A 21865-nucleotide genomic window follows, 5' to 3' on the forward strand; every position below is an offset into this window, starting at 1 on the left:
CAAGACCTCGGCCGTGTGACGGGGCTTACGCCGGGCCGCGGGGGCCGCGGGGGCCGCGCCGGGGTCACGTGGCGGGGGCCAGCTCCACCTCGACGGTCAGGTCGGCGGGCGCGTCCTCGAGCGTGAGGTCGGCGATCCGCCCGGCGGCCGCCAGGTCGGGACGGGAGATCCGCAGCACCTCGGAGCCGCGGACGACCGCGCGCGACACGTCGGCGCGCATCGACGCGCGCGCCTCCGACTTCGCCTTGCGGACCTGCCGCAGCGCGGCGCCCGTCGCGGCCAGGACCGCCGGGTCCCCGTCCAGGGGCAGCTCGGCCCGCGCCGGCCACGCCGCCGTGTGCACGGACCCGTGCCGCCACCACGACCAGACCTCCTCGGTGACGAACGGCAGCACCGGCGCGAACAGCCGCAGCAGCACCGACAGGGCCGTCCGCAGCGCCGCCCGCGCCGACCGCGCCTCCGCGCCGTCCCCGTAGGCCCGCGACTTCACCAGCTCGAGGTAGTCGTCGCAGAACTCCCAGAAGAAGCGCTCGGTCCGCTCCAGCGCGCGCGTGTAGTCGTAGCCCTCGAACGCCTCGGTCGCGTCCCGGACGACGCCCGCGAGCGTCGCGAGCATCGCCCGGTCCAGCGGCTCGACGACCGCCGCCGGTCCCTCGTCCGCGACATCGCCGAGCCCGAGGACGAACTTCGACGCGTTCAGGATCTTGATCGCGAGGCGGCGCCCGACCTTGATCTGCCCGGTGTCGAACGCGGTGTCGGTCCCCGGGCGCCCGCTCGCCGCCCAGTACCGGACGGCGTCCGAGCCGTACTCGCGGAGCAGGTCGATCGGCGTGACGACGTTGCCCTTCGACTTCGACATCTTCTTGCGGTCGGGATCGAGGATCCAGCCTGACAGCGCCGTGCCCGTCCACGGCAGCGACCCGTGCTCCAGGTGGGAGCGGACGATCGTGGAGAACAGCCAGGTGCGGATGATGTCGTGCGCCTGGGGCCGCAGATCGTAGGGGAAGACGCGGGCGAACAGGTCGGTGTCGCGCTCCCAGCCGCCGGCGATCTGCGGGGTCAGCGACGACGTCGCCCACGTGTCCATGACGTCCGGGTCGCCGATGAAACCGCCCGGTTCGCCCCGCTGCTCCTCGGTGTAGCCGGACGGGACGTCCGACGACGGGTCGACGGGAAGGTCGGCCTCCGGCGGGACGATCGGCTCCTCGTAGACCGGTTCGCCCGACTCGTCCAGCCGGTACCAGACGGGGATCGGCACCCCGAAGAACCGCTGCCGGGAGATCAGCCAGTCGCCGTTCAGGCCCTCGACCCAGTTGTCGTAGCGGGCCCGCATGTGCGGCGGGTGCCAGTCCAGCTCGGCGCCCCGCGCGAGCATCTCGGCGCGGATCCCGGCGTCGCGGCCGCCGTTGCGGATGTACCACTGCCGGGTCGTGACGATCTCCAGGGGCTTGGAGCCCTTCTCGTAGAACTTCACCGCCCGGGTGATCGCGCGCGGCTCGCCGTCCAGGTCGCCGGACTCCCGCAGCAGCTCCACGATCCGTTCCCGCGCGGAGAAGACCGTCTTGCCCGCCAGCTCCGCGTACGGCCCGGACGGGACGTCGCGCGGCGGTTCGGCGGCCAGCCGGCCGTCCCAGCCGATCACCGCGCGGGTCGGCAGGTCGAGCTCGCGCCACCACGTGACGTCCGCGACGTCGCCGAAGGTGCAGATCATCGCGATGCCCGAGCCCTTGTCGGGTTCGGCGAGCCGGTGCGCGAGGACGGGCACCTCGACGTCGAACAGCGGCGTGCGGACGGTCGTGCCGAACAGCTCCGCGTACCGTTCGTCGTCGGGGTGCGCGACGAGCGCGACGCACGCGGGCAGCAGTTCCGGCCGGGTCGTCTCGATGTAGACGGGCCGTTCGGGCGCGTGGAACCGCAGGCGGTGGAACGCCCCGGGCTGCTCCCGGTCCTCGAGTTCGGCCTGCGCGACGGCCGTCCGGAACGTGACGTCCCACAGCGTCGGGGCCTCGGCGCCGTACGCCTCACCGCGCGCGAGGTTGCGCAGGAACGCGCGCTGCGACGCCGTCCGGGACGTCGCGCCGATCGTGGTGTACAGGTGGCTCCAGTCGACCGACAGCCCGACGCGGCGCCACAGCTCCTCGAACGCCTTCTCGTCGACCTCGGTGAGCCGCTCGCACAGCTCGATGAAGTTCCGCCGCGACACCGGGACCTGGCGTTTCGCGTCGGGCTTCGCCGGGGGCTCGAAGTCCGGATCGTACGGCAGCGACGGATCGCAGCGGACGCCGAAGTGGTTCTGCACCCGCCGCTCGGTGGGCAGGCCGTTATCGTCCCACCCCATCGGGTAGAAGACCGCTCGACCGCGCATGCGCTGGAACCGGGCGACGGCGTCGGTGTGGGTGTAGGAGAAGACGTGGCCGACGTGGAGGGAGCCGCTGACCGTGGGCGGGGGCGTGTCGATCGAGAACACCTCGGCGTGCGGCCTGGTCCGGTCGAACCGGTGGACCACTTCCTCGTCCCATACGCGTACCCACTTGTCCTCCAGGCCGTCGAGTGCGGGTTTGGCCGGAACATGCGGGGTACGCGGACGCTCTGTCATGCGTCAATGGTATTGACATCGCCCCCCGGCGCATGCGCATTTCCCCGCGCGCGACGCGGCCGCCGCGGCCGCACCGGTCGCCCGTCCGGTACGGGCACGGTCCGGTAGCGTCGGAGACGACAGGACGACTGGAGGACGAACATGGCGGACAAGGGCGAACTCGGCTGGCGGTTGACGGCCGGGGCCGCGGCCTTCGCGGGCGGTTTCGTCGCGAAGAAGGCCATCACGCTGGCCTGGAAGAAGAGCACCGGCAAGGAGCCGCCGACCAACCCCGAGTCGCCCGACGTGGCGCTGATGGAGGCGGTCGGCTGGGCCGTGATGATGGGCGTCGGCATGGAGGTGGCGCGGCTGCTGGCCACCCGCGCCGTCGCGCACCAGTGGGCCAAGGGCACCGGCGCGCCCCCGTCCCACTTCAAGGTCGAGGGCTGACGCCGGCCGGTCGCCGATGATCGGCGGCGGGCGCGGCGGACGGCGACGTGCGGTCCGCCGCGCCCGCCGGCGGCGCCGGTTCCGGTCCACGAGGGGGACGTGTCCGGATCCGGCCCGCACCGCGTTTCGGACGGCCGCGGACCGCCCGCGTCATCGGTTTCCGGCCGTGCTCCATCGGCGCACGCCGCTCTGCCGCCGGTTCGGTCCGGTTCGGTGCCGGTTCAGTCCCCGGACGGCAGCCGCGGGTGCTCGCCGGGAAGCGGGGGCGGCACGCCGGCGAGGGCGCGCAGGTCGTTGCGGATGGTCGCCGCCAGCGCCTTGGTCGCGCCCCGGTTGAGGGCGGCGCCCGCCGCCGCGCCGGTCAGCAGCGGCCCCATGGTGCTCATACTGCGGCCGAACACCCGTAGCATCCGTTTGCGCAGCGCGGCCTTGGCGGCCGTGCCGAGCGCGCTGCCGATGGATCCCGCCTCCAGCGGGTTGATGCCGCGCTGCTTGGCCCAGGACGTGACGAACGCGCGGCCCCGGACCGTGCCGGAGCCCTCGACGCGGACGCCGTACACCTCGTGCAGTTCGGCGATCAGCTTGACCTCGATGGCCGACACCACCAGGGTCTCGGCGGCCAGTTTCGCGGGGGCGGTGAGCAGCAGCGGCGGCGCGGTGAACTGCACCGCGGCGAGCGCGCCGCCGGCGGCGCCGACCCCGGTCGTGGCGTTGCTCGCGACCCGGACCAGGCTGTCGGCGAGCGCCTCGCCGGTGAGCCCGTTGTGGTGGGCGCTCAGGGTCTCGCGGTCGCGGACGGGGATGTGCGGGGCCACCTCGACGAGCAGGTCGCCCAGCCAGCGTCCGCGCGCGACGCCCGCGGCCCCCGCCCTGCGGGCGTTCTGGCCGAGCAGTTTCGCCAGTCGCCCGAGGAGGCGGCCGCGGGTCTCGCGGTCCATGTCCTCGTCGTCGGTGAGCCGGCCGATCAGCTCACCGAGTTCGGTGGAGCCGCCGCCGGGCGCCGGCTCCACCTCGTCCCGTCGTTTCTCCAGGTCTCCCGTCACCGGCCCGCCCCCGGGTCAGGCGCACTCGCGGCAGATGGGCTGGCCGTTCTTCTCCTTGGCCAGCTGGCTGCGGTGGTGCACCAGGAAGCAGCGGGTGCAGGTGAACTCGTCCGCCTGCCGCGGCACGACACGGAACGTGAGCTCCTCGTTCGACAGGTCCGCGCCCGGCAGGTCGGCGACCTCACCGGCGTCGAGGTCCTCGTCGATGATGCTCGCGGCCTTGTCGGCGCGACGGGCCTGGAGCTCCTGGAGGCTGTCCTCGTTGATGTCGTCGTCTGTCTTGCGCGGGCTGTCGTAGTCGGTCGCCATCTTCTATCTCCATCCCCCTCAGTGCTTTATGCGCCCCGTCGCGCGGAACTAACGCTCGGGGGACCGTTCTTGTGCCCGATCCGGGCGGGAAATTCTGTCACGGTTGGTGACGTACGACACACGAGGCGCGACCGTTCCCACGAGTGACACCGATCACCCGAGTTCTCTTCCTCGTGATGTGTCTTCCATCACATGCCCGGCGGGCGGCCTCGGCACGGCGAGCTTCCGCTTCTCCGTGCCGTCGGACGACCACCGGGATCCGGCGGCGGCGGGGATCATATCGGTCTCCGGGGCCCCGCGCGCACCGACCGGCCGCGGCGCGCCGCGCCGTCCGGGAACGGCCGCCCGCGGACTGAACCGGACGGGCCGGTGAAACGTCAGAAGTAACGCGATATGGTGCCCGCTCGGAGGCAGGGGGCGGACCCCCGCGCAGGGGCGTCCGGCACCGCCGTGAGGTGACCTCGCGGCCGGGTCCGGCGCACAATATCGCGGAACGACACCGCGGGTCACGGGAGGGTCAGATGCCGGATGCCGCTCCGCTGGAGCCAGGCGATCCCCGGGCGCTGGGACAGTACGAGGTCATCGGGCGGCTGGGCGCCGGTGGGCAGGGCGCGGTCTTCCTGGGCAGGGCACCGGGCGGCGGGCACGTCGCCGTGAAGCTGCTGCACGCGCAGACGGCGAACGACCCGTCCGCGCGTGCCCGGTTCGTCCGCGAGGTGTCGGCCGCGCAGCGCGTCGAGCCGTTCTGTACGGCGCGCGTGCTGGAGGCCGACGTCCACGGCGACCAGCCGTACGTGGTCAGCGAGTTCATCGACGGCCCGTCCCTGCACGACGTCGTCGCGCACGAGGGCCCGCGCAACGCCGCCGACCTGGAGCGGCTCGCGATCGGCACGGCGACGGCGCTGGCGGCCATCCACGAGGCCGAGATCGTGCACCGCGACTTCAAGCCCAACAACGTCATGCTGGCGGCGGACGGCCCGCGCGTCGTCGACTTCGGCATCGCCCGGACGGTCAACTCGCAGGAGAGCGCCGTCACCGCGACCGGCATGGTCGTCGGCACCCCCGGCTACCTGGCGCCCGAGCAGCTGACCGGCGCCGCCCTCACGCCCGCGGTCGACATCTTCGCGTGGGGCGCGACGATGGTGTTCGCCGCGACCGGCCAGTCGCCGTTCGAGGCCGACACGCTGCCGGTCATCATCAACCGGATCCTCAACGAGGACCCGGACCTGTCGGCGCTGCCCGCCGGTCCGCTCCGCGACCTCGTGGGCCGCTGCCTGAACAAGGACGCGGGCCTGCGGCCGTCCGCCCCGCAGCTGCTGCTGAACCTGCTCGGGCACGTCGGCGCGGCGCCGTCCGGGACGGGCGAGGCGGACCTGCTCGACCAGGGCACCCGGATCGCCTCGCAGCTCCCGGCGCCGCCGCCGGTGCCGCCGGCGCGGCAGCCGCAGCAGCAGATCACTCCCCCGCCGATGCCGATGCACCAGGGCGGGATGCCGGGCGGCATGCACGGCGGGCAGGGCGGCATGCACGGCGGCCCGCAGGGGCCGGCCACGCCCCCGCCGCAGCCGATCACGCCGCCGCCGATGCCGATGTACCAGGGCGGGATGCCGCCCGGTCCCCAAGCGCAGCCCGGTCCGGGGATGCAGCACGGGATGCAGCCGCCCGGACCGCCGCGGCCGCCGATGCCCGGCCCCGCCGGAGTGCAGCCGGGGCAGCCGTTCGGCAGGCAGAAGTCGAACGCGGGACCGATCATCGCGATCGGCTGCGGCGTCCTCGCGGTGATCCTGATCGTGGTGGTCGTGTTCATCGCGGTCGCCGCCAGCTCCGAGGACGACTACGACCCGCCGGTCACGGCGCCGACGTCGCAGGACCCGTACACGCCGACCGACGAACCGACGCGGACGACGTCGCCGGGTGCCCGCGAGGGGCTCGTCGGGGTGTGGAAGGGCACCGGCACGCAGCCCGCGGCGGACGCCGACGGCCGCAACTTCACGGTGCAGTTCGCGCTGATCTACACGAGCGGCACCGCCCGGTACACCTACGGGTCCTCGCACCCGACCTGCTTCACCCGGCTCAAGCTGCTGAGCCAGGACGGCAGCAAGGTCGAGTACCAGGAGACCCCGATGTCCGGGCAGGAGAAGGACGACTGCGCGCCGGGATACGTCACCTTCACCCTCTCCGACGAGGACACGGCGCGGTGGGAGTGGCGCCAGACCCAATCGGCGACCAGCGCGGCCGCGTACGGCACCGTGTCCAAGTGATGATCGCGTAAAGTCGCGAGAAAAGGACGCCGCCCTGCCCCCGGAAGGACGCCACATGCCCGAGGCCGCGCCCCTCCGTCCGGGCGATCCGGAGCACCTGGGTCCCTACCGGCTCACCGGGCTGCTCGGGGAGGGCGGGCAGGGCGCGGTGTTCCTCGGCGCGGACGGGGACGGCGGCGCGGTCGCGGTCAAGCTGCTGCACGCCCGGTTCAGCGGCGACCCGAAGGCCCGCTCCCGGTTCGCCGCCGAGGTCGCGGTGGCCAAGCGGGTCTCGCAGTTCTGCACCGCGCGCGTCCTGGACTCCGACGTCGAGGGCGACCGGCCCTACATCGTCAGCGAGTTCATCGACGGCCCGTCGCTGTCGGCGGTGCTCGCCGACGAGGGCCCGCGCCGCGGCGCCGACCTGGACCGGCTGGCGATCGGCACGATGACGGCGCTGGCCGCCATCCACCAGGCCGGGGTCGTGCACCGCGACTTCAAGCCCGGCAACGTGCTGCTCGCGCCGGACGGCCCGCGCGTGATCGACTTCGGGATCGCGCGGGCGCTGGACGCCACCGGGACGATGTCCAGCGTCGCCGTCGGCACCCCCGCCTACATGTCGCCCGAGCAGATCTCCGGCAACCAGGTGGGGCCCGCGGCGGACGTCTGGTCGTGGGGCGCGACGATGGCGTACGCGGCGAACGGCCGGACCGCCTTCGGGCAGGACTCCATCCCCGCGGTGATGAACCGCATCCTGAACCTCCCGCCCGACCTCGGCGGGCTGCAGGAGCCGCTGCGCGGGCTGGTGCTGGCGTGCCTGGCCAAGAACCCGGCGCTGCGGCCCGCGTCCCAGCAGGTCCTGGCGCACCTGCTGAGCCTCGCGGGCAGCCTGCGGCGACCGGGCGCGGCCCCGGTGACGGGCGAGGCCGAGATGCTCACCAGGGGCGCCGAGACGGCGGCCGCGGAGTCGGCGCGGCTCCGCGCGGCGCCGATTCCCCCGCCGGGCGCGTCCGCCCACCCGGGATCGCCCACCCCGCCCCCCGGCTCGTCCGCGCCCGGCCACCCGGGGTCGGCGCTTCCGGCGCTGCCCGCGCCCGGCCCGGGCCCGCACCTCCCGGCCGTTCCGGGAGGCGCGGGGGCGCCCGCCGGCTGGCCGGGCCGGCACCCTCTTGCGGCGGGCCCGCAGCCCGGACGGCCGGGGCCCGGCGGCACGTGGCCGGGCCGGCCGGCGAGCCCGTCCGGTCCGGGCGGCGAGTTCACCGAGCCGTCCCGGGGGCGGGGCGGCCGGCCCCGGATGCGCGTGCTCGCGGGCGCGGGCGGCGCCGCGCTCGTCGCGCTGGTGCTGGTCGGCACCGTGGTCCTGGTGCGGGCGGGCGGTGACGAGGACCCCGATCCGCCCGCCGGGCAGCTGGGCGGCACGCTGTCGATGACCGCGCCCGCCCTGGTGGGCTCCGAGGGCCGGATCGACCCGTCGCACAGCTACAGCGGCACCGAGCGGTTCCTGGGCAAGCAGCTCTACACCGGCCTGACCGCGGTCGGCACCGACGGCCGGATCCGCAACATGCTCGCGACCGAGATCCGGCCGGAGGAGAGCTGCCGGGAGTGGCACATCGTCCTGCGGGACGGGACGAAGTTCAGCGACGGGCAACCGGTCGACGGGGAGGCGTTCTCCCGCGGATGGGTCCGCGCCGCGGGCACGCCGGAGGGCGCCGGGCCGTACCTGATGGCCGACATCGAGGGGTTCGACGCCGTCGCGGACGGCACCGCGGACGCGTTCTCCGGGGTCAAGGTGACGCCGAACGGCCTGTCGGTGCGGCTCTCCTCGCCCAACTGCGACTTCCCCGCGCGCCTCGCGGAGCCCGTCTTCGCGCCCCTGCCGCCGTCCGCCGGGGAACCGGACGACGACGCGTTCAACCAGCGCCCGGTCGGGAACGGGCCGTTCCGGCTGGAGAGCCACGACCGGGGGAAGCAGGTCGTGCTCGTCCGCAACGAGGCCTGGGCCTTCGGCGAGACCAAGCTGGACCGCGTCGAGATCCGCATGGTCGCCGACGGCAACCTGGCCCGCGGCATGTTCCAGACCGAGGACGTCGGCTGGAGCCACCTCACCGGTGTGGAGAACCTCGGTTCCGTGAGCGACGACCCGTCCTTCGTGTCCGGGCCCGCCCCGTTCGTCAGGATGCTGGTCCCGCTCACGGCGCGCGGGCCGATGGAGTCGCGGGAGGCGCGGCTCGCGGTGTCGTACGCGCTGGACCGCGAGGCGCTCGCCCGGCTCACCGGCGGCGCCGACCTGCCCGCGCACGGCCTGGTCCCGCGGACGCTCCCCGGCTACGGGCGGCCCGGCGTGTGCGCGTCCTGCGACGCCGCGAACGCCGAGCGGGCCAAGCAGCTCGCCGCCGACGCCGACCTCGGGACGGGGACGACGGTCCGGCTGTCGTACCGGACCTCGCCGGACGAGCGGAAGCTCGCCGAGGCGATCAGGGCGCGGCTGGAGTCGGTGCTCGGCTGGAAGATCGAGCTGAAGGCGACGCCCATCACCGAGTACACCGAGTTCCGCGAGGGCCTGGTGGGCGACGACGCGTCCGGGCTGGCCCTGTTCGCCTGGGGCCCGGACTACGCGAGCCCCTACACGATGCTGTGGCCGCTGCTGGGCGGGACGCTCGTGGCGACCGGCGACAACGACTACAACAACCTGTCCGGGTGGAAGAACGACCGGTTCGACGAGGTGATGGGGCAGGCCGTCCGCACCGCCTCCGGCCAGGAGCGCACGCGCCTGTACAAGGAGGCCGAGAAGCTGGCGCTGGACGACATGGCCCTCATCCCGGTGACCAACGAGGGACGCGCGGCGCTCGTGAGCGACGAGTACGTGAACCTCGAGATGGACTACGACGGCGACCCGACGCTCGCGACCGCGGCCCGGAAGTAGGCCGGGGAGGCCGGGGAGGCCGGGGAGGCACGGTTCGGGCCGGAGGGCGGGTCAGCCCGGAGGCAGCCGTACGGTGACGATCAGGCCGCCCCCGGGGCGCGGCGCCGCGTACACGGCGCCGCGGTGCGCCAGCACCACCGAGCGCACGATCGACAGGCCGAGGCCCGCGCCCTTGGCCGACTCGACGCGGTCGGCGTTCAGCCGCCGGAACGGCTCGAACAGCCGCTCCACCTCGTACGCGGGCACCACCGGGCCGGTGTTCTCGACCTGGACGGTCGCGTAGCCGTCCAGCAGCCCGGTGCGGATCCACAGCCCGCCGTCGTCCTCGTTGTGCTTGATCGCGTTCTCCACCAGGTTCGACACCAGGTGCTCCAGCAGGACCGGGTCGCCGAGCGCGACCCCGGACGTCAGCTCCCGGTGCACCGCGACCTCGTTGTCGTGCTCGCGCCGTCCCGAGTGCTCCAGGACGGCCGACGCCACGTCCGCGAGATCCACCGGCGACCGGGTGGTCAGCTCCCGCTCGCTGCGGGCCAGCAGCAACAGCCCCTCGATGAGCCGCTCGTGCCGCGCGTTCGTCGCCAGCAGCGTCCGTCCGACGGTGCGCAGATCGTCCGAGACCTCCGGGTCGCCGAGCGCGACCTCCAGCAGCGTCCGGTTGATCGCCAGTGGCGTGCGCAGCTCGTGCGAGGCGTTCGCGACGAACCGCCGCTGCGAGTCGAACGCCTCGCCGAGCCGCTCCAGCATCGCGTCGAAGGTGTCGGCGAGCTCCTTGATCTCGTCCTCGGGGCCCTTCAGCGCGATCCGCTCGTGCAGGGTGCTCTCCGACAGCCGGCGCGCCGTCGCGGTCACCCGCTGCAGGGGGCTGAGCGCCCGGTCGGCGACGAACCAGCCGAGCACGAGGGTGATGATCCCGACGCCCGCGAGCGCCACCAGCGACCGTCCGACGAGCTGCTGCATCGTCTGCTCGACGAACTGGCGCTGCAGCGCCTCCGCCTGCTCCTGGGTGACGATCCCGAGCCCGATGACCTGGACGTTGCTGAGGATGTTCGCCACCAGGACGGCCACCACGAACAGCAGCAGCGCCCCGGCCATGAAGAACAGCAGCCCGTACAGCAGCGTCAGCCGCAGCCGCACGCTCATCCGGCTCGGCAGCGCCTTCGCCGCGCCGAACCCGTCGCCCTGCGCGCGCCACACGCCCTGCGGGCCCGGCGCCGGAACCTGCTGGGGCCCCGGGCGCCGCCACGGGCCGGTGCGGCGCCCCCCGGCGACCGAGTTCGGCTGCGTGTCGGTCGGCCCGTGCTCCTTCGGGTCCTGAGGCTCCGGTGCCGCCGTCACAGCCGGTACCCCACGCCCGGAACCGTCTCGATGACCGGCGGGTCGCCGAGCTTCTTGCGCAACGTCATCATCGTGACCCGCACCACGTTCGTGAACGGGTCGATGTGCTCGTCCCACGCCTTCTCCAGGAGTTGCTCGGAGCTGACGACGGCGCCGTCCGCGCTCAGCAGCACCTCGAGGACCGCGAACTCCTTGCGCGTCAGGTCGATCTGCCGGCCGTCCCGCGCCACCTCCCGGCGGCCCGGGTCCAGGCTGACGCCCGACCGCTCCAGCACCGGCGGCAGCGGCGCCGCCGCGCGGCGGCCGAGCGCCCGCACCCGCGCGATCAGCTCCGCGAACGCGAACGGCTTCGCCAGGTAGTCGTCGGCGCCGATCGACAGCCCCTCCACCCGGTCGTCCAGCTCGCCCGCCGCCGTCAGCATGATGATCCGCGCGGGATACCGCTGCGCGACGAGCTGCTTGCAGACGTCGTCGCCGTGGATCTTCGGCAGGTCGCGGTCCAGCACGATCACGTCGTAGTCGTTCACGCCCGCCCGCTCCAGCGCCCCGGCGCCGTCGTAGGCCACGTCCACGGCCAGCGCGTCCCTGCGCAGGCCGGTGGCGATCGCGTCGGCGAGCACCCGCTCGTCCTCGACGACTAGAACACGCACTCGTTCCCCCTCCGGTCCGGACGCGCCGGCACGCGCAACGCGTGGCCGCCCGACGTCACAGATATGCCATGCGAGCCGTAAGACCCCCGTAAGCAGGCGTTCAAGAGACCGCCGGGCCACGTACGCAACAATCCGCGAAAATTGCATCGGCGAACAGGTTTGCCTCAAGCGTACGTGTGGGTAGGGATGGGCAGGATCCGGGAGGAGGCTCATGGGCGAGTTGACGCGCACTATCCAGCAGCGGCTCGACGACGCGTACGCGTCGCTGCGGAGCGCCCACGCAGATGGGGACACCTACCTGGCGGACATCCGCCGGGAGGAGATCAGCGAACTGCGCCGGATCGCAGCGAACCACGACATCGGCATCGAACCGCCCCGCTGCGATTGATCCCAGGGGGACGACCCCCTGGAACCCCCGTCAGTCGCCGGGCGATCCTCGCGTGCTGGTGCAGGACGTCGTGTTCCTGCGAAGTTCGTACGCACGCTCCGGTCGCCCGGCTCCGCGCTTCGCGCGACCTCCGGCGCCGGGCGCCTACGGCCGCGCGAAGCGCGCCGACGGCCGGGGTCACTGCCGTGGCGGCCGTCATGCGAGCGATCCCCGTCGAGGCCGAATCGTCAACTCGGCATGCGGGGAGCCGGTTCCGGGTCAGTCGCGGATGGGGTCCAGCGGGACCAGGAGGTCGTGGAGGTCGTCGAAGACGTCCGGGGCCGCCGCGATCGTGAACTCGGGGCCGGGGACGACGCCGTGCAGTCCCTCGACGCGGCCGCCCGCCTCCTGCACGATGAGGGCGCCGGCGGCGATGTCCCAGGCCTGCACGCCGCGCTCGTAGTAGGCGTCGAGGCGGCCGGCGGCGAGGGAGCACAGGTCCACGCAGCAGGAGCCGCCGCGGCGGATGTCGCGGACGTGCGGGAGGACGCCGGTGAGGACGTCGGCCTGGCGGGCCCGGCGGGCCGCGGCGTAGCCGAAGCCGGTGGCGACGAGGGCCCGGTCCAGCGGGACGCCGGCGTTCACGCGGAGTTCGCGGGTACCGGAGGCGGTGTGCAGGAGCGCGCCGGCGCCGCGGGCGGCGGTGTAGGTCTCGCCGCGGCGCGGCATCTCGACGGCCCCGGCGACGGCGCGCCCGTCCACCTCGACGGCGATGCTGACCGCCCAGTCGGGCAGGTCGTACAGGTAGTTGACGGTGCCGTCGATCGGGTCGATCACCCAGCGGACGCCGCTGCCGCCGGCGCGGTCGCCGCCCTCCTCGCCGAGGAAGGCGTCGTCCGGGCGGGCCGCGCGGATCCGCTCGATGATCAGCTGTTCGGCGGCGCGGTCCATCTGGGTGACGACGTCGGTCGGGCTCGACTTGGTCTGCACGACGTCCGGTCCGTCCGCCGGGCGCTTGTCGACCAGCATCCGGCCGGCCTCGCGGGCGGTCGCGACGGCCAGGTCGAGGAGTTCGCCGGGCAGGCTCATGCGGGGGCTCCGTTCAGCAGTTCGCGGGGCAGGGCGGCGAAGCGGGGGTCGGAGCCGGGCGTGGCGGCCCGCGCGAACGCCATCCCGAGTTCGGCGGCGAGATCGGCCGCCTCGACGTCGAGGTCGAACTTGACCTCCATGTGGTCGGAGACGAACCCGATCGGGACGGCCGCGACGGCGCGGACGCCCTCGCCGTGCAGGGCCGCCAGGTGGTCGGTGATCTGCGGCTCCAGCCACGGCTGGGACGGCGGGCCGCTGCGGCTCTGGTAGACGAGGTCCCACGGCCGTCCGGGCGCGGCCTCCGCGGCGACGCGGCGGGCGGCCTCCTCGAGTTCCGCGACGTACTGCTCGCGGTTGGGCTGCGCCAGGGGCACGCTGTGCGCGGTGAAGACGAGGCGCGCGTCGTCCGGGAGGTCGCTCAGGGCGCTGATCGCGGCGTCCGTGAACGGGCCGAGGAAGCCGGAACGGTCCCAGTAGACGGGCAGCTTGTCGATCTCGGGCGCGCCCGCCACTTCTTCCCGCGCGCGCGCGATGTCCTCGATGTACTGGTCGTTGGTGGAGAAGCCGCTGTAGGCGGACGTGACGAACGCCGCGGCCCTCCGGACGCCGTCGTCCTTCATCCGGCGGACGGTGTCGGCCAGGTACGGGGTCCAGTTGCGGTTGCCCCAGTAGACCGGGAGGTCGACGCCGTGGGCCGCGAAGTCGGCCTCGATCGCGGCCTTCAGCTCGCGGCAGAGCCGGTTGATCGGGCTGACCCCGCCGAAGAGGTGGTAATGCTCGCCCACCTCCTCCAGGCGCTCGCGGGGGACGTCGCGCCCGCGGGTCACGTTCTCGAGGAACGGGATCACGTCGTCGGGCCCCTCGGGCCCGCCGAACGAGAGCAGCAGCAAAGCGTCGTACGACGTCATGCCTCCATCCAACCAGCCGCTTCGCGGTGGCCGGTTCGGCCGGGGGCACGTGTCGTCAAGGCCACACGGCCCGATCGGACGGCACGGCCCGCACGGACGGCACGGACGGCACGGACGGCACGGCCCGCACGGGTCAGGAGTACTGGGCCTGGTACGCCTTGGCGAGGTTCAGCACCTTCTGCACGTACCAGTCGGCGTGGTTGTAGTGCCAGACGGCCCTGTAGAGCTGCTGCCCGCCCCGTCCCGCGCCGTTGGCGCACAGGTACTTCGCGGCGCCGGGGATGGCGTCGTAGGGGTTCATGATGTCGGCCTTGCCGTCGCCGTCACCGTCCACCCCGTAGGCCTTCCAGGTGGCGGGCATGAACTGCATGGGGCCGAGGGCGCCCGCGCTGGACGGTCCGACGTTGCGGCCGTGGCTGCTCTCGACCTGCCCGATCGCGGCGAGGACCGTCCAGGACAGGCCGGGGCAGGTGGTCGCGGCCTGCTTGTAGAGGTCGAGATAGCTCGTCGCCCGCCCGCTTCCGGACGTCTGGTACTCGCTCGCGCGCAGGTTCACGATCTTCACGCCGCCGCCGAGGATCTGCTCGACCGCCTTGACGGTCGTGGCCGGGTCCACGCCCGGCGCGTTCACCAGCACCGCGACGTTCGGGACGAGGCCCATGTCCGTCCCGGCCTTCTCGCTGACCAGCATGTCGACGCCGGGCAGCCCGAGTTCGCCCGAGCCGCCCAGCACGAGGCTCGGCATCGTCCGGCCGACGATCGGGTACCGGGTGCCGCGGTTGAGCCGGAGCTGCTCGGCGACGTCCGGGGTGGTGACGAACTGGTCGCCGGCCAGCGCCGTCCACAGCGCCGTGTTCTTGGCGGTGCCGGGCGGCGTCCAGGAGCGGAACGCCGACGGGTCGACGGCCAGCGCGTTGACCGCGCGGTTCTGCAGCTGGATCGCGCCGCCCGCGACCGCCGTGACCTCCCCGACCCGCTTGAGCTTCGACAGCCGGCGGATCTTCGCGGCCGGGATCGTGGCCGTGCCGACCGCCAGGACGTCCGGGGGGACGACCCGGCGCAGCGGTGCGACGTCGCCGCCGTCGGCCACCGTCACCGGCGCGCCGCGGTCCGCGTTCGGCGGGGCGACCGGGCGCCCGCCGGTGTCGCCGCCACCCGTGTCCCCCGCGTCGCTCTCGGACGCCGTCAGGGCCGCGTACACGCCGCCGGACGTGGTGCCGGCGGCCAGGACCGCGATTCCCGCGATGATCAGTGGAAGGCCGCGGAGCGCCCGTGCCGGGGGCCGCTTCCCCGCGCGGTCCCGCTTCTTCTTCTCCGGCCTGCGCTTCGGCGGGCGTGTCACGGATGGAGGAGCCACAACATTTCCCAACGAGCGTCGCTAGCGGTCGGTTACACGTCTGCGCACTTCTTGCCCGGACATACCCCCAACAAGGAGGTGATGTCGCGGATGTTCATCGGAGGGCCCGGCTTGCCGCGCGGCGGCCGTGTCCACGGTCACCGGATCGTGGTTACCGGATCGTACGGTATCGCCGCTTCCGTCCCGGCGAGGGTCCTTCGTGGACGGCCGTCCCGGAAGCAAACATGAACTTTCCTCGCGATCGATGGCCGAGTAGAGTCGCCGCATGTCACCCGTGAGCAACCAAACGTGGCGGAACTGGGCCGGAAACCAGCAGGCCCGCCCGCACCGCGTCGCGACGCCGCGGACCGCCGACGAGGTCGCCGACGCCGTCCGGACGGCCGCCGGGGAGGGCCGCACCGTCCGGATGACCGGGAGCGGACACTCCTTCACCGGCGCGGCCGTCGCCGAGGACGTGCTCCTGCGCCCGTCCGGCCTCACCGCGGTCCGTGCGGTCGACACCGGGAGCGGACTCGTCACCGTCGAGGCGGGCCTGCCGCTGCACCGGCTGAACCGGCTGCTGGACGAGCACGGCCTCGCCCTCGCCAACATGGGCGACATCCAGGAGCAGACCGTGGCCGGGGCGATCCAGACCGCCACGCACGGCACCGGCCGGGAGGCCGCCGGGCTCGTCTCCCAGATCGCCGCGCTGGAGCTGGTCCTCGCCGACGGGACGACCGTGACCTGCTCGCGGGACGAGCGTCCCGACCTGTTCGACGCCGCCCGCGCGGGCCTCGGCGCGCTCGGCATCGTCACCGCCGTCACCTGGCGGACCGTCCCGGCCTTCCTCCTGCGCGCGCGGGAAGAGCCGATGAAGTGGGACGAGGTCCTGGCGCGGATCGACGAGTTCGACGAGGCGAACGAGCACTTCGAGTTCTACTGGTTCCCGCACACCGAGGGCTGCCTCACCAAGCGGAACAACCGCGTGGAGGGCCCCGCCGAGCCCCTGTCGGCGTTCAAGTACTGGCTGGACGACCGGTTCCTTTCCAACACCGTCTTCGGAGCCGTCAACCGGCTGACCCACGCCGTGCCCGCCGCGACCCCGTTCGCGAACGGGATCTCCGCGAAGGCCCTGGGCGCGCGCACGTACACCGACACGTCCTACAAGGTGTTCACCAGCCCGCGGACCGTCCGCTTCAAGGAGCAGGAGTACGCGATCCCCCGCGAGGAACTCGTTCCGGCGCTGCGGGAGATCCGCTCCCTGTTCGCCCGGCACGACTGGCGGATCGGCTTCCCGATCGAGGTGCGGCTGCTCCCGCCCGAGGACGCCTGGCTGTCGATGGCCCACGGCCGCCGCACCGCGTTCATCGCCGTCCACGTCTACCACCGCGACGCCCACGAGGACTACTTCCGCGGCGTCGAGGACGTCCTGACGGCGGTCGGCGGGCGCCCGCACTGGGGCAAGCTCCACACCCGGGACGCCGCGTACCTGGAGAAGGCCTACCCCAGGTACGCGGACTTCCGGGCGCTGCGCGACGAACTCGACCCCGACCGCCGCTTCGCCAACGCCTACACCAGGCGCGTCTTCGGCGACTGAGTCCGGGGGCCGGTCAGTCCGCGGTGTCGCCCCGCTGCTGCACGTCCGTCCCGCCCTGCTGCTCCTGCCCACCGCCGGACGAACCGGTCGGCGCGGGCGTGCCGGGCGCCTCCGGGCCGGACGTCGTGGGCCGCTCCCCGGTGGGCCCGTCCGTGGGCTCGCCGGTCGGGTCGCCGCCGCCACCGGACGGTCCGGTCGTCGCGTCGCCGGTCGGGGTCGCCCCGGAGCCGTCGCCCGGCCCGTCGGGGGTGCCGGTGGACGCCTCGCCCGTCGGGCTCTCCCCGGGGGACTCGGCGGGCGCCGTGCCGTGCCCGTCCCCGGTCGGCGCGTCCGTCGGGGTCTCCTCGACGGTGCCGCCCGAACCGCCGTCCCCGCCGCCGAGGACCTTCGTGACCGTAAGGCCGCCGCCGCTGCCGCCGAGCGGGGCGCCCGTCGTGGCCTCGTAGATCGTGATCCCGCCGAGCACCACCGCGAACACGACCGCGGACGACGCCGCGAGTTTCGCCCAGTTCTGCTTCGCCCACGCCAGCGTCTCGTCGAGCGCGGTCCGCCGCGCGACCCGCCGCCGCGCGTCCTCCCCGGCCTCCGCGGCGAGCGCGCCGGCGACCGTCCGGGACGGGTCCGCGCGCGTGGCGCTCGGATCACCGGGCGGCGAGTCCAGCCGGGTGGCGTTCGGGTCGCCGAGGCCACCGTCCAGCCGGGTCGCGCTCGGGTCGCCGCCCGGCGGCGAGACCATCGTGCGGGACGGGTCGGTGCCCGCGGGCCAGACCATCGTGCGCGTCGGGTCGGCGCTCGTCGCCTCCTCGCCCGCGTCGTCGGCCGCCTCCCGGCGCCGCGCGGCGCCCTGCACGTGGGACATGTCCCTGATCTGGTCGCGTCCCCGATCCAGGTAGTGCTTGCAGACGGCCGCGCCCGCGGTCGAGATGACGCTCATCAGCGCGGTGCCGATGACCGTCCCGTACACGCCCAGGAAGGACGCGCCGATCGCGGCGACGGCCGTGGCGACGCCGCTCGCGATCACCTGCGTCGTGCTCAGATCGGGAAGCTTGCGGCGCATTACCCCGATTCACCCCCGTTGAATCCCCCAAGTTGTCCGGAATCGAAACTAACCGGACGATCACGGTGTTCCGACCGTCAACGTGACGCTCGCTACCCGAACCGGGTGGAGACGGGCGTCCCCGTGCGGCACAGTGGGGAAAAGGTTCCTCAAGATTCAGACAGAGCGCCTCCGGCCGCACCCGGGCACCGGCAAGCTTGGTCAGGCGCCCTCTTCCGCGACGTGGAGGGGGCTTCGAGAGCGGCGATGTTCGGACATGCCGGGTACGGTGCTGGCAGCAGGTGTGTCCGAAAGAGAGACTCGGGAACCCGGGGGAAGGGCACGCATGCGCCCTCGGCGGGCAACGGACGGCCGAGCGGTGCGGGGAGCGGCGACGCGTTCCGCACCGGCCGACCGGTTCGGCGCCCTCCGTGCCGTCAGGACAGGGCAGGAAGGACACGCATGCAGGAGCTGCGCCTCGTCGCGGTCAGCGAGGACGGTACGTACCTCGTCCTGGCCACCGCGGGCCGAGGCACCCGGTTCACCCTGCCCGTCGACGACCGCGTCCGCGCCGCGGTCCGTGGGCACTTCTCCCGCCTCGGCCAGTTCGAGATCGAAGTGGAGAGTCCCTTGCGTCCCAAGGAGATCCAGGCCCGCATCAGGTCCGGCGAGACCGCGGAGGAGATCGCCGAGTCCGCCGGCATCCCGGTGGAGCGCGTCCGCTGGTTCGAGGGCCCGGTCCTGCAGGAACGCGAGTACATGGCCCAGCAGGCGCAGCGCGTCACCGTCCGGCGGCCCGGCGAGTCCACGCCCGGCCCGCCCCTCGGCGAGACCGTGGAGGAGCGCCTCGGCCGCGGCGGCGTCGACCTCGAGGACGTCGAATGGGACGCCTGGAAGTGCGACGACGGCACCTGGCGCGTCCGCCTGTCCTTCTTCGACAACGGCCGCCCGCACGCCGCCGAGTGGGCGTTCGACCCGCGCCGCCGGAACGTCTCCCCGCTGGACGAGATCGCCGCCCGGCTCACCGCCGTCGACTGGGACGACGACGAGCTCTCCGACACCGTCACCCCGCTGGTGCCGCGCCGTCCCGCGATGAAGGTCGTCTCGGACGGCCGCGACGCGGGCCGCGAGGTCGGGCCGCGCGACCTCGGGCGCGGGCTGCCGACCGAGGCGGAGCCGCCCCTCGAGCGCGCCTCCGAGCCGCCGCTGCGCGCCGCCGAGCCGCGCGAGTACATCGTCGAGCGCGGCCGGATCATCGACCCCCGCCCCGCCTTCCCGTCCCGGCAGCAGCCCGGGCGCCCCCGCGAGATCGCCGCCGACCGCGAGCCCATCCGGCCGTTCGACGACGCCGAAGCGCCGGCGAGCGGGGCCCCGTGGCGGCGCGCCCCCGAACCGTCCCTCGAGGAACTCGACCTGCAGGCGGAACCCGCCCCCGCCGGGCCGGAGGCCGAGCGCGACGAGGAGCCGCACGGCGAGCGGGCGTCCGCCGGAGCCGCCGCGGACGAGACCGAGGCCGGCGAGCCGGTGCCCGCCGCGTCCGCCGCGTCCCTCGCGGAGACGGAACCGGAGGCGCCGGAGGACCGGGACCTCCGGGAGGAGAGCGCGGACGAGGGCGACGACGAGCACCCGGACACCGCCGGGGCCGACACGACGGCCGAGGCCGAGGACGCCGAGGCCGAGGACGCCGAGGATGAGGCCGCCGCGGAGGAACCGGCCGAGGCCGGCGACGGGCCCGCCGAGGCCGCCGAGGCCGCCGCACCCGTCCGGCCGCACGGGGACGACGCGGACGCCGACGCCCGTCCGGCCGACGAGCCGGAGGAGCACGCGGAGCCGGAGGCGCACGACGAGCCGGAGGGGCAGGCTGACGCCGCCGCCGAGATCGAGGACGAGGTCGAGGACGAGGACGAGCCCGAGGCGGCGGCCGCGGACGTGGCGGCGGCCGAGCCGCGCGGCGAGCCCGCCCCGGACGACCGGGCCCGGCCCGAGCGGCCGAAGCCCGCCGCACCGCGCGAGCAGCCCGCCGCGCCCCGCGAACAGGCGCCCCGCGAACAGGCGCCTCGCGAGCAGGCGCAGCCCGCCGCGCCGCAGCGGCCGCCGCGCCGCGAGCCCGCGCGCCCGCCCGCGAAGAAGAAGCCCGCCGCGCGCCCGACCATGCCCGCCGCCCAGGACAAGCCCGTCACCGGGCCCCCTCCGGCCGCCGCCGCTGCCGATTCGTCCCCGGCACAGCAGCGTCCGGCGCGCGCACGGCGCAAGTCCAAGGGCAAGCGGGCGTCCGTGCCGTCCTGGGACGAGATCATGTTCGGAGCACGGCGCCCCGAGTGACGCCCCTCCCGCAAGAGGAGCGCGCCCGGCACCCTTCGGCCGCCTCATCGCCGCACTCGATGCGCGGAAGCGCGGGGTGACGCTCACGGCAAGGGCTCCGGGCGCGCCCCAGAGGACGATGTGGACGGCGACCGCCGCCGGCGGCACTCGCGGCCCCCGGCAGCGCGTCGACACCCTCGTGCGCGGCCTGAGGGCACCGGCACGCGTCCGGGCCACGGGCGGTCCGGCGACGCTCACTTCTCCAGGAAGGGGCGCACCCAGTCGGGGGTGATCTCGGCGGCGAGCGCGACCGCGTCCCGCTCGGCCATGTCGATCGCCGGGTAGCCGCCGTCGCCCGCGCCCACCGCGACGTCCAGCGTCGCCAGGCCCAAGCGGCGCTGGAACAGGGTGCGGCGGAAGCGCCAGCCGACGATCGCGCCGTGCTCCACCACGACCTGCCGCCGCTTCAGCGACCCCGACCGGACGCTCAGCCGCCCGCCGTCGGTGGCGTGCCCGAGCTGGCGGTACCGGTCGAGGCCGAGGGGCACGGCGAGCAGCACCAGGACGGCGCACGCGCCCGCGATCCACGGGCGGCCCGCCGCGAGCGCCAGCAGGCCGACGGCGCCCGGCGGGGCGACCGCCCGCACCACCCGGCGGCCGCGCGCCGCGCGCGGGTGCGGGCGCAGCGGGCCGGGCACGGCCCCGACGACCCGCGCGGCCAGTTCCTCGGCGACCGGGCGGGGCGCGGCGGGCATCAGCCGGCCCCGGTGCGCGGCGTCCCCGAGGCCCGTCACCAGCGCGCCGAGCCGCCGGACGCCGCCGAGCCGCTCGAGGGGGTTGTCGGCCAGTTCCACGCCGCGCAGCCTGCGGCGCTCCAGCGACACGCTCCGCCGCGTGGCCAGCCCGCGCTCGGCGACGATCGAGCCGTCCCGCTCCTCGACCGTGAAGTCCCAGTTGAACAGGCTGAACGCGAGCACCGACATGACCGGCAGCGTGAACAGCGCCAGCACGGCGAGCGCGACCACGGCCGCCGGCGGCAGCCCCACCACCTCGTGCCCCACGGTCTCGACCCGCTCCCGCGTGATCAGCCCCAGGTCGTCGCCGAGGTTGTACAGCGTCCCGAGGAGGCTGCCGGCCAGCGCGAACGGGGTGAGCAGGTAGGCGCCGCTCAGCGGGGCGTACACGTACCAGCGGCGCCGCATCCGGGCCAGGACGCGCCGGGGCGGGGCCTCGCGGTCCGGCTCGCCGTCCGTCCGGGCCAGCAGGACCCGGCGCAGCCGGTCCGCCTCCGGCCGCGAGACCGCGTTCAGCGACGCCTCGCCGCCCTCCGACCCCGCGTCGACGTGGACGACCGCGAGCCCCAGCGTTCGGTGCGGCAGGGACGTGCTGACGTCCACGCCCCGGATGCGGTCGCGCGGGATCGTCTTGACCGACCGCCCGATCAGTGTCCGGCGGAGCTCGATGCGGTCGTCCCGCAGCGCGTACGTGAACGTCGCCCAGCTCGCGACGTGGAACACCAGGCCGAGCCCGAGGCCCACGAGGGTGAAGTAGAAGGCCGTGGACAGCCCGCCCACGACGAGTCCGGTCGCCCCGGCCGCGAGCAGGGCGACCAGCTCGCGGACGGCGCCGACCACGAACGTCAGCGGGTGCAGGCGCCGCGGACCTTCTTCGCCGGGCACCGATGAGTCCGGGCCGTCCGGGGAGTC

16 protein-coding genes are annotated in these 21865 nt (G+C 74.4%); 6 read left to right on the forward strand and 10 right to left on the reverse strand.

The annotated features are described in order from the left end of the window. Positions 1-64 precede the first annotated feature (64 nt). A complete protein-coding gene (gene valS, locus F7P10_RS06665; RefSeq protein WP_151008546.1) occupies positions 65-2596 on the reverse strand; it encodes a valine--tRNA ligase in 2532 nt (843 codons plus the stop codon). 141 nt (positions 2597-2737) lie between these two features. On the opposite strand from valS, the gene F7P10_RS06670 reads away from it, so the two are divergent. Further along, positions 2738-3025 carry a DUF4235 domain-containing protein gene (locus tag F7P10_RS06670; protein WP_151008547.1) on the forward strand — a complete coding sequence of 96 codons (288 nt, stop codon included), beginning with the start codon at positions 2738-2740 and terminating at the stop codon, positions 3023-3025. 221 nt (positions 3026-3246) lie between these two features. Here the strand turns inward: F7P10_RS06670 and F7P10_RS06675 are convergent, their stop codons facing one another. Together F7P10_RS06675 and F7P10_RS06680 are read right to left on the reverse strand one after the other, a co-directional pair. Then, positions 3247-4068 carry a hypothetical protein gene (locus F7P10_RS06675; protein WP_254716455.1) on the reverse strand — a complete coding sequence of 274 codons (822 nt, stop codon included), beginning with the start codon at positions 4066-4068 and terminating at the stop codon, positions 3247-3249. A 15-nt stretch (positions 4069-4083) separates the two neighbouring features. After that, complete coding sequence (locus F7P10_RS06680; protein WP_026400666.1) at positions 4084-4377, reverse strand: DUF4193 domain-containing protein; 294 nt, start codon at positions 4375-4377, stop codon at positions 4084-4086. A gap of 521 nt (positions 4378-4898) precedes the next feature. Here F7P10_RS06680 and F7P10_RS06685 point away from each other — a divergent pair. After that, positions 4899-6638, forward strand: a complete 1740-nt coding sequence (locus F7P10_RS06685) for a serine/threonine-protein kinase (RefSeq protein WP_151008548.1) — start codon at positions 4899-4901, stop codon at positions 6636-6638. 55 nt (positions 6639-6693) lie between these two features. Next, positions 6694-9540, forward strand: a complete 2847-nt coding sequence (locus F7P10_RS45010; RefSeq protein ID WP_151008549.1) for an ABC transporter substrate-binding protein — start codon at positions 6694-6696, stop codon at positions 9538-9540. 51 nt (positions 9541-9591) lie between these two features. Here the strand turns inward: F7P10_RS45010 and F7P10_RS06695 are convergent, their stop codons facing one another. Continuing rightward, complete coding sequence (locus F7P10_RS06695; RefSeq protein ID WP_254716456.1) at positions 9592-10875, reverse strand: HAMP domain-containing sensor histidine kinase; 1284 nt, start codon at positions 10873-10875, stop codon at positions 9592-9594. Beyond that, positions 10872-11525: a response regulator transcription factor gene (locus F7P10_RS06700; RefSeq protein WP_151008550.1), complete on the reverse strand. Its 654-nt coding sequence runs from the start codon at positions 11523-11525 to the stop codon at positions 10872-10874. The genes F7P10_RS06695 and F7P10_RS06700 overlap by 4 nt, the downstream gene beginning before the upstream one ends. A 211-nt stretch (positions 11526-11736) precedes the next feature. On the opposite strand from F7P10_RS06700, the gene F7P10_RS42050 reads away from it, so the two are divergent. Further along, positions 11737-11913 (forward strand): hypothetical protein, encoded by a 177-nt coding sequence (locus F7P10_RS42050; RefSeq protein WP_158079106.1) that lies wholly within the window; start codon positions 11737-11739, stop codon positions 11911-11913. 258 nt (positions 11914-12171) lie between these two features. Here F7P10_RS42050 and F7P10_RS06705 read toward each other — a convergent pair whose 3' ends face one another. From F7P10_RS06705 to F7P10_RS06715, 3 genes are all read right to left on the reverse strand, one after another. Then, complete coding sequence (locus F7P10_RS06705) at positions 12172-12981, reverse strand: inositol monophosphatase family protein (RefSeq protein WP_151008551.1); 810 nt, start codon at positions 12979-12981, stop codon at positions 12172-12174. Continuing rightward, entirely contained in the window at positions 12978-13889 is a 912-nt protein-coding gene (locus tag F7P10_RS06710) for a ferrochelatase (RefSeq protein ID WP_151008552.1), read from the reverse strand. Before F7P10_RS06710 ends, F7P10_RS06705 begins: the two co-directional genes overlap by 4 nt. A 133-nt stretch (positions 13890-14022) precedes the next feature. Beyond that, positions 14023-15231 carry a lytic transglycosylase domain-containing protein gene (locus F7P10_RS06715; protein WP_151008553.1) on the reverse strand — a complete coding sequence of 403 codons (1209 nt, stop codon included), beginning with the start codon at positions 15229-15231 and terminating at the stop codon, positions 14023-14025. Between the two features lie 280 nt (positions 15232-15511). Here F7P10_RS06715 and F7P10_RS06720 point away from each other — a divergent pair, with 280 nt between their 5' ends. Continuing rightward, positions 15512-16822, forward strand: a complete 1311-nt coding sequence (locus F7P10_RS06720; protein ID WP_151008554.1) for a D-arabinono-1,4-lactone oxidase — start codon at positions 15512-15514, stop codon at positions 16820-16822. 13 nt (positions 16823-16835) lie between these two features. Here the strand turns inward: F7P10_RS06720 and F7P10_RS06725 are convergent, their stop codons facing one another. Further along, positions 16836-17879, reverse strand: coding sequence for a hypothetical protein (locus F7P10_RS06725; protein WP_151008555.1), 1044 nt, complete (start codon positions 17877-17879; stop codon positions 16836-16838). A 441-nt stretch (positions 17880-18320) separates the two neighbouring features. On the opposite strand from F7P10_RS06725, the gene sepH reads away from it, so the two are divergent. Continuing rightward, on the forward strand, positions 18321-20180 hold the full coding sequence (gene sepH, locus F7P10_RS44010; RefSeq protein ID WP_254716457.1) for a septation protein SepH: 1860 nt from the start codon (positions 18321-18323) through the stop codon (positions 20178-20180). A gap of 233 nt (positions 20181-20413) precedes the next feature. Here the strand turns inward: sepH and F7P10_RS06735 are convergent, their stop codons facing one another. After that, on the reverse strand, positions 20414-21838 hold the full coding sequence (locus tag F7P10_RS06735; protein ID WP_151008556.1) for a PH domain-containing protein: 1425 nt from the start codon (positions 21836-21838) through the stop codon (positions 20414-20416). Positions 21839-21865 lie beyond the last annotated feature (27 nt).

Source organism: Actinomadura sp. WMMB 499 (genome assembly GCF_008824145.1).
In the GTDB taxonomy this organism is placed as follows: Bacteria; Actinomycetota; Actinomycetes; order Streptosporangiales; family Streptosporangiaceae; genus Spirillospora.